3 protein-coding genes are annotated in these 9370 nt (G+C 60.0%); all 3 read right to left on the bottom strand.

Annotation, left to right across the window (positions count from 1 at the left end):
• Positions 1-19: 19 nt before the first annotated feature.
• The 3 genes from recD to recC are packed head-to-tail and all read right to left on the bottom strand — an operon-like array spanning position 20 to position 9239.
• The gene (recD, locus tag V6L79_RS24695) at positions 20-2104 is read right to left on the bottom strand and encodes an exodeoxyribonuclease V subunit alpha (protein ID WP_338579641.1); all 2085 of its coding nucleotides are present in this window, start codon (positions 2102-2104) and stop codon (positions 20-22) included.
• A complete protein-coding gene (gene recB / locus V6L79_RS24700) occupies positions 2101-5790 on the bottom strand; it encodes an exodeoxyribonuclease V subunit beta (RefSeq protein WP_338579642.1) in 3690 nt (1229 codons plus the stop codon). The genes recD and recB overlap by 4 nt, the downstream gene beginning before the upstream one ends.
• Positions 5790-9239, bottom strand: coding sequence for an exodeoxyribonuclease V subunit gamma (recC, locus tag V6L79_RS24705; RefSeq protein ID WP_338579643.1), 3450 nt, complete (start codon positions 9237-9239; stop codon positions 5790-5792). Before recC ends, recB begins: the two co-directional genes overlap by 1 nt.
• Between the last annotated feature and the right edge of the window lie 131 nt (positions 9240-9370).

Here is a 9370-nt window from a genome sequence, read left to right on the forward strand (position 1 = left end):
TCGCTCCCACAGGGGGTGGTTAGCCCAGCCCCAGCATTAGTCCGCTCAAGCGTTTGACCTTGCGCTGTACGGCCTCTTCAAAAACTCCCGCACGTGGCTCGACCAGACTGAACCAGTCTTTGGCCCGGGTAATGCCGGTGTAAATCAGCTCTTTGGTCAATACCGGGTTGAGCGCCTCGGGGAGCACCAGCGCAGTGTGGGAGAACTCCGAGCCCTGAGATTTGTGTACGGTCATGGCGTAGACCGTTTCCACATCATTAAGCCGACTCGGCAGCACAAAACGAATGCCACCCTGCCCGTCGTTACGCGCGAAAGCCACACGCAGCACGTGACGCTGGGCCTGGCCGTCGCGCTCGGGAAGTCTGAGGGCAATACCAATATCGCCATTCATCAGGCCCAGGCCGTAATCGTTGCGGGTCATCAACACCGGGCGGCCTTCATACCAGTGCTGATCGCTGTCAATCAGCTTGCGGGCAAACAAGGCCTGGGTGATGCGCGCATTCAAGCCCTCGACCCCCCAAGGCCCTTTGCGTACGGCGCAGAGCACCTGGAACGCCTCGAATGCTTGCAATACGTTGCCCGCCCAAGCCGCCCAGCAAGGGTCTTCAAGCCCGGTTTCGGCGTCGGGGCGCTGCTCGCGCAACACCTCAAGGTAATGCCGATAGCCTTTGGCCTGCTCACCGCGCCCTTCCAGTGCCAGACGTTCAAATCCGCGGTCTTGCTCGCCCTTGAGGGGCAAGGCAAAGAGGTCGGCATGGCTGCCCGCAGCCAGCAAGGCTCGCGCTTCACGGGGCTGCTGCCGGTTGACCAGACGCGACAGCTGGCCAATGCCGCTGCCTTCACCGAAACGCCGCGAATGGCGCAACATGACCACTTGCTGCGCCAGCGGGTGAGTACCGTCGAGGTCTTGCTGCAACTCGCTGGCACCGAGGTTTTCGCCGCTGACCTGCTCCAGCCAGGCACGGGTTTGCGGGGTATACCAGCCCGCTTCGGCATCGCGACACAAATCCCCCAGCACGGCGCCGGCTTCAACCGACGCCAGCTGGTCCTTGTCGCCCAGCAGCACCAACCGCGCATGCGCAGGCAGGGCATCGAGCAAGTTGGCCATCATTTCCAGATCGATCATCGATGCTTCGTCGACTACCAGTACATCCAGCGGCAAGCGATTGCCCGCGTGATGGCGGAAGTGCCGCGTGCCGGGGCGGCTGCCGAGCAGGCGGTGAACGGTAGTCACGTCGCTGGGGATTTTTTGCCGAACCTTGTCGTCCACTTCCAGCGACTTGACTTGCAGGCTGATCGACTCGGTCAGGCGGGCGGCCGCTTTACCGGTCGGCGCGGCAAGACGAATGCGCAAGGGTGCGCCTGCCTCTACCGCTGGGGCCTGTAGCAAAGCCAGCAAACGCACCACTGTGGTGGTTTTACCGGTGCCGGGGCCACCGGTGACAATGCTGAAAGCCCCCCGGGTGGCCAAGGCACAGGCCAGTTTTTGCCAGTCAATCGGCGCATTCAATGCCGGGCTGCCGAACAAGCCGTTCAGCCGTGCGGGCAAGTCATCGGGGGTCACTTCAGTTATCGCCAGACGCTGACGCAAAGCGCTGTCGATTCGGCGCTCATAGCTCCAGTAACGACGCAAATACAGACGGCGCTCACTCAGTACCAATGGCCGACTGGCCGCATCCGCTGACGACTGGCCAGCGTACTCAACCAAAGGGCTGGCTTGCAGGGCCTTGCACCAGGCATCGCCATCCAGCGCCTCAAGCAGTTGCGAGGGCAGCAGCATGGCGCCGGTTTGTACATCGCCTTCGGGTGGCAAGGACAGTGCGAAGTCGGGCTCTTTCAGGGTTTCGAACAGATCCAGACACACATGGCCGTGGCCCAGCTGATGACTGGTCAAGGCCGCTGCCAACAGCACCAGGGGGTCGCCTTGCGGGTCGCGCTCATGCAAGAACGCAACGAAGGCTTTATCCAGTGCGCGCAACCAGCCGCGCTCGACCCAGCGCTCCAGCAACAACAGCAGGTCATCGGCACGGCCCAAGGGCTGCAGCAGGGCAAGGCTCTCGGCCGTCAACGGTGTGGGCAATAACTCGGCAAACGAACGGCTCATAACAACACTCCCTGTTCCCACGCCGGTTCAGCTGTTTTCGGCACAGGTTTGCCCTGGAACATAAGGTCCAGGCTTTCGATCAAGACTCTCGGTGGCCGGGTGAAATACACACCCTGCCCCTGGGATCGGGTGCCACGCAAAAACAGATACAGCGCGCCTCCCATGTGCTGGTCGTAGTCATAGTCGGGCAGTCGCGCCTTCAGTTGGCGGTGCAAGGCCAGCAGGTACAAGACGTATTGCAGGTCATAGCGGTTGTCCAGAATCGAGGTGGTCATTGCTTGTTCGGTGTAGGCCGAATCGTCAGCGCCCAGCCAGTTGGATTTGTAGTCCGCAACGTAATAACGCCCCTGATGTTCAAAGGTCAGGTCGATAAAACCCTTGAACATGCCATTAAGCAAACTCGGCTCGGCCCCGGCACGCGGTGCACCGCCGTGGGTGTGCTGACGCACCAGCGTATCCAGTTGCACAACATCGACCTTATGGCTGGCAAACCAAAACTCCATCTCGATCTGGTACTGGCTCAACTCACTGAGTACCACAGCCGGTTGGCCATTATTCAGACGCAAGGGTTCATCTTGCAGATGTTGCAACCAATCGCTCAGGGTCTCGATCCAGCCTTGCCAGCCGCGCCGGTTACAGCGCCGCGCCACGGCGTCCTGTATCGACAGTGGGTCAGCCTTGAATCCTTCAGTGCCAGCCCATTCAAGCAGGCCGTGAAGGAAGGTTCCGGGGTTTGGCCCACGAGGGAAGCGGTGTATATCGCCGCCACTGAGTAACACATCGCGCGGCGCATCAGGATCGAGTCGCTCATCATCCGAGAGCTTTTGTGCCAAGGCACTTTCAGGTGCTTCGACGGGGCTGAGGCTGTCACCGATACGCAGTGCGCTGTAGGAAGCAATCCACCAGTTTTCTGCGGCGCGGCGGCTCGGGATCAGCGGCTCAAGCAAAGTGGCCTGATTGAGCGGTGGATAAAAATGCGCCTCGCAAGCGGCTGGCACGGGTTCGCACTGTATGGCGGCGCAGTCTTGCTGCACATCTGCCAACCAGCTCTGCAATCCAACGGATTCGGCCAACATCGCCCCGCCGCCCAGCAAATAGCCCAAGGCCGAGAGGTGCAAAACCGAGCGATTGTTATTGCCGCGCTTAAGGTCCGCAACACCGAGCCAGCAAGCGTGCTGGGCGCGGGTCAGGGCCACATAAAGCAGGCGCAAGTCTTCGGCCAGACGCTCGTCATCGGCTTGGGCAATCAGCTCTGGGGTCGGCTTCAAGCTCACTTGGGCGTTGCCCGCCACGTCGTGGTAATGCAGCGGCAAACGGCTACCATCCACAGGTTTGGTCGAGCAGATAAATGGCAAGAACACCAATGGGTATTCCAGCCCCTTGGATTTGTGGATAGTCACCACCTTGACCAGTTGCTCGTCACTTTCAAGGCGCAGGATTTGCTCTTCACCTGCCTGCCCGGACAAGGCCAGATGCTCGGCCAGATGGCGGATCAGCGCCTGTTCGCCGTCCAGTTCGGCAGCGGCCTGTTGCAACAGTTCGGACAGGTGCAGCACGTTGGTCAAGACACGCTCGCCGTCAGGCCGGGCAATCAGGGCTTGGGGCAATTCAAAGTCGTGCAGCAAACGGCGCAGCATGGCGAGCACCCCTTGCTTGCGCCAGGTTTCGCGGTAGCCGCGGAACTGCATCACGCGCTGCTCCCAGGCCAATTCATCCTGGTTCAAACGCTCCAGTTCAATCAGCGGCAGATCCAGGGTGATGCAGGCTAGCGCAGCACGCAGCGGGCGTTCGACGTCCGGTTCGGCACAGGCCTTGAGCCAGGCCAGTACATCGTGTGCTTCCTGCGCAGCGTAGACCGAGTCCTTATCCGACAGGTAAACGCTACGTACGCCACGAGTCGACAATTCTCGCCGCACTGCCTGCGCTTCCTTGCCGTCACGCACCAGAATGGCTATATCCGCAGGCAATACGCCGCGCAGTGTTTCGCCCTCCTTGGCAAAACCGCAGCGCCCTTGCTGGCCGCCATTGAGCAGCTCGACGATCTGGCTGGCACAGGCTGCCGCCAGTTGTTGACGATAGATGAGGCCCGATACGGGTTGCTCGGAGGGCAACTGCCAAAGCGTCAATGCACTGACAGGGTGGCCATCCAGTTGCAGGACTTCTTTGCGCCCCTGGGATTTAACCGACACAAAGGGCACAGGGTTTTCAGTGCCTTCGCGAAACAGAAACGCGCCTCGGCCGGTATCGCGCTGTTCGGCCCGCTCAAACACGTGGTTTACCGCCTGGACCATGGCGTGACTGGAGCGAAAGTTGGTGCCCAGTGTGTGCAGCCGGCCATGGGTAGCCTGGCGTGCACGCAAGTAGGTGTAGATATCGGCTCCGCGAAAGGCATAGATCGCCTGTTTCGGGTCGCCGATCAGGAACAGGCCGGTGTCGGGGCTGTTGTCTTCAATCCGGTAGATGGTCTCGAAGATGCGGTACTGCACGGGGTCGGTGTCCTGAAACTCGTCGATCAGTGCCACCGGGAACTGCTCACGAATCAGGGTCGCCAGGCGCTCGCCGCCTTCTGCCTGCAATGCCGCGTCGAGGCGCAGCAACATGTCGTCAAAACCCATTTCGGCACGGCGGCGTTTTTCTTCCTCGAAACGCACGCTTACCCAATTCGCGGCATGTTGCAGAACTGCCGCATCCGGGGTCGGCAAGGCATCTAGCGCGGCCTTGAGGCCATGCATGGCATCCAGCCCCGGATGCTGCGGCGGCGCGCCTTTCCAGGCTTCAGCCATGCCATCGGGGGTCAGGCGGGTGAAACCGGTGCCGAGATCAAGCTGCTCCTGAGCGTCATCGGCCGCCCAGGCACTGAGTTTTTCAAACCATGGCTCGAAATAGCGAGCCTGCATCTTGCGACCGTCGACCGCTTTACTAGCCACACCCTGAAGGCAGATATCGCGTAATTCCTGTGCCCATTGCAGCCATGGCGTTTTGAGCTGTGATAGCGCCTCACGGCGCTCTTGCAAGCAGGCTTCGATCATGTGCGCCGGGGTCTGCTCTGTGCTGGCGGGCGAGCGCGAGCTGCCAAACAGTGCACGCACGCGCGGCAACAAGGCGGCCGGGCCACTCCAGTTGGCGCGCACCCAGTTCAACGCGTCGCCGTGCATGGGGTAGCAAAACAGTCGCCAGTAATCGCGCAGCACTTCACCCAGTAAGTCGCTGTGATCGGTTTCCAGGGTCTGGGTAAACAGGCTGCCGCTGTCGAAGGCATGCTCACGCAACATCCGCTGACACCAACTGTGGATGGTCGAAACCGCCGCTTCGTCCATCCACTGGGCCGCGATATCGAGGCGTCCTGCGCAAGCGGCCCACTGCTCGGGAGCAAACTGCTCACGCAGTTGCTCGACCAGGGCATCCGGGGCTTCGATCTCGCCACGAAAGAACCGCGCGGCTTCTGCCAATCGAGTGCGGATGCGATCGCGCAGCTCTTTGGTGGCCGCATCGGTAAAGGTCACAACGAGAATTTGCGGCGGCAATAACTCACGACCAAAGCCTGACTCCTCACCGCCATGCCCCAGGATCAAACGCAGGTATAGCGCCGAGATGGTGAAGGTTTTGCCGGTGCCGGCGCTGGCTTCAATCAGTTGGCTGCCACGTAGGGGAAAGGCCAAGGCCAGCGGTAATGTTTGCTCGCTCATTAGCGTGACGCCTCGCTGTTTAATGAGCGCCAAGGCGCATCAAAAAGTGGTCGATAGAGGGCATCGCACCACTCCTCAAATGTTCCAGCAGCCATCAAAGCCACATAGTCAGGGAACTGGCGGGCCAGAGCCGCGCTTTCGCGGCGTTCGCCGTCGCTGGTTTGGCCATCACCTTCGTAGGCTTTTTGTGCCGCCGCGTCAGCCTTCGCCGGGTCTGTCTGTGCGAGCCAAGCGAAGGCGGTTTTCACGGCGATTGGCAGCGGGTGGCTCATGCCGACTTTCCAGGCTACCAGCAAGTTGCCGAGTATTTCACGGGCCTGCTTGGGGTCCAGAGGGTCAAGCAGCAGGGTGTCATCGCTGGCTACCAGAGCAGTGGACATCGGCAGGCCACTGGCGCAGGCCGCCAGATGGTTTACCCAAGGCCGGGTTAACCGGTGCCACTTGCGGGTTTTAATCGCACCGATGCTATTAGGAATGGTGGTAACGGACAGTAGGCCCTTGTCGCTGCGCTGGTGCAGGTTACCGAGCCAACCTTCCAGTGTCAGACCTTGATCCTCAAAGCTGACAGGCAACGCGCTATTTAGCGGTGTAGGCCAAAGAGCCAACAGCTGCTGATAGCGCTGTAGTACATCCGGCAAGGGTTCGATCAGTTCGTGTTGCAGGCATTCACCAAACCCGGCCATAGGCAACAAGCCACTACCTTGCAGACGCTGGGCGCGGGTATACAAGGCGTTTTCAATCTCGTCGGGCTGCGCCAGTGCAGCTTCGAGCAGGCTGTCGCTCAAGGTGTAGCGCTGCAGTGCATCGAGTACGAAAGGTTCTTCATCGGCCAGAGGCACTTCGGCTGCTTCAAAGAAGACTTTCAAGCGCTGACTGAAGAAGTGGCGCACCGGGTTGCGCAGAAAATCCTGCAACTGCGTCAGATTTAGCGGTTCTTCCTGTTCGTGTGCTGCCAGCGTGCCGGGTTGAACGGGCTCCGGCTGTGGCGCGTGCAGTCGCTGCCATTCGCGGGCATAGCTGAACAGGTTGCGATTACCCTCATGAAAGTAGCGGGTACTGAAGGGTTGCAGCGGATGCTCTTGGGTCATGGCCGCGAGCAGGTCACCGCCCCCTTGCAGTTGCCAGCCACTGGCGAGGTGGTCACGCAGTTGGCCGATCAGGACGCAGGCCGGGCGTTCGCTGTTGTCGCGAATACTGCGCCCAACCCAGCTGATATAGAGCTGCTCGCGTGCGGAAAGTAGCGCTTCGAGAAGCAGGTATCGGTCATCTTCGCGGCGGGAACGGTCCCCTGGGCGGTAGTCGCTGCCCATTAAATCGAAGTCCAGCGGCGGTTGTGCACGCGGGTAGTCGCCATCGTTCATGCCCAGCAGGCAGACAAGTTTGAAGGGGATCGCACGCATCGGCATCAAGGTGCAGAAATTGACCGCCCCGGCCAGAAAGCGTTGTGACAATTTGCCTTGGTCCAGTCCGGTTAACCAAGCCTCGCGTACTACCGTCAGTGGTAACTCGTCTTGCAAACCAACCAGCTCACAGGTTTCGAGCCAGGTCTCACGCAGCTCTTCAAGCTGGGCCAGCAAATAGTCATCGTGTTCAGTTTCGGCCTGGAAAAACAGCTGCACCAGCGCTTGCAGCCGCTCGCCCCATTGCTGCGGCAGCGCAGGTTGCGAAAGCTCCTGATGGGCGATTTCCAGCGCATCGAGCAAAGCCACAAGCGGGCCGATCAGCACTGCATCCAGACCGCCTATTTCATCGTAAGGCTCTATGCCATCGCAGGCTTCGCCACTGCCTACGGCATAGCCAAGCAGCATGCGGCGCAGGCCGAAACGCCAACTGTTTTGCTCCAGTTGTTGCGGTAAGCCAAGGCCGGCGCGCTGCGCGGCATTCAAGCCCCACCGAATCCCCGCACCTTCGATCCAGCGATGCAGGGTTGGCAGGTCGCGCTCTTGCACGTTGAAGCGGGCCCGCAGCGAAGGAACATCGAGCAAGTCGAGAATTTCACTGACGGGGAATCGACTGTCGGGCAGCTTGAGCAGATGCTCGAGAGCAATCAGCAACGGATCACGGCCACGCTGGCCCTGGTCGGCCAAGGTGAAGGGGATAAAGCGCCGATCATCACGCTCGATCTGCCCGAACACGGCACGGATATGCGGCGCGTAACTGTCGACATCCGGCACCATCACAATCACATCGCGTGGCTGCAATTGAGGGTTTTCGCTAAATCGTGCAAGTAGCTGGTCGTGGAGGATCTCGACTTCCCGTTGTGCGCTGTGAGCAATGTGGAAGCGGATTGAGCGATCTTTTTCCAAATCAATTGCGGGCCACAACTCGCGGGTTTCGTTGAGTGGCCGCAGTTCAAGAATGTCGTCCTGCAACTGGTTGAGCAGGTTGAGTGGTTCGACTTCGCTGAACAGATCGATGCGGCCATCACGAAAGGCAGCACGGTAGCTGTTGGGATCGTCGTAGCTGTCGAGCAGGTTGATATAGTCGCGACCTTGCTTGCCCCAGGCGGCGAGCAATGGGTGCGCATGTTGATGCAGGGTGTCCAGATCAAGCGCCGTAGGCATTCCGCTTTTGCGGGCCTGACGTTTGTACTGATGGCGCAGCAGATCTTTGTCGGCAACGATGTCAGACCAATGATGACGACATGGGTTATGCACACAGAGCAGCACTTGGCTGAACCGCGCGAGTCCAGCCAGTGCTTCGAGTGCCTGAGCGGGCAATGAAGAGATACCGAAGACGATCACCCGCGCAGGTAAACCGGGCGGGGCTTGCTCAAGGCTGCTGATCTTGTCCATAAACCGCTGGTGAACCCCGGCCCGGCTCTGGGACATGCCCTCTTCACCGACATCGAGCAATAGCGCTCGCCACAGCTCTGCTTGCCAACAGTTAGCCGGGCTCAAGGCCGGGCTTTCGCCTCGTGCGTTGCGCAGTTGAAGACGGCCAGCAGCCCAGTCTTCCAGCCAGTCGGCGCGATAGACCTGATATTGGTCGAACAGGTCAGCCAGGCGCTCTGACAGTTGATAGCGTTTGCGCAAATCGGTGTCGTGAGTCAGGAAGCGCTGCAGCGGCTCGAAGTGCGGCTGATCGATAAGGGCCGGAAGCAGGCGCATCAGGCGCCAAGTCAGCGGGGCTTTATCGAGCAAGGACTTGGCGGGGATTTCTTCGCTGCCTAATACAAGTCGGTAAAGCTGCCACAAAAAGCTGCCTGGCAGTTGCACGTCCACTGCTGCGGCGATACCGCAGCCACCGAGGTCATCGTCCCTAGCGTCTTCAGCCAGGGCCAGCTTCAACCATTGGGCAATGCCATTACTCTGCACCAGAGCAATTTCGTTCTCCAAAGGCGCCAGGGGATAGCGGCGCATCCAACTGACGACCAGGCTGCGTAACTCATCGAGGCGGTTACCGTGAACCACCATAAAACCCGCATTGAGGGACGTAGCAACCGGCATGACGGCATCCTTAGGAGAAGGCAAAATCCAAAGGCGAACCTTAACATTGCTCGGCAAGATTGGTGGAGTTCAAGCTGCAAAGCAGAGTGCTTGGGCTTAGGGGGATGCTGATGCAGGTTGCCTGCAACTTT

The sequence above is a fragment of the Pseudomonas sp. ML2-2023-6 genome (assembly GCF_037055265.1).
GTDB classification, from domain to species: domain Bacteria; phylum Pseudomonadota; class Gammaproteobacteria; order Pseudomonadales; family Pseudomonadaceae; genus Aquipseudomonas; species Aquipseudomonas kulmbachensis.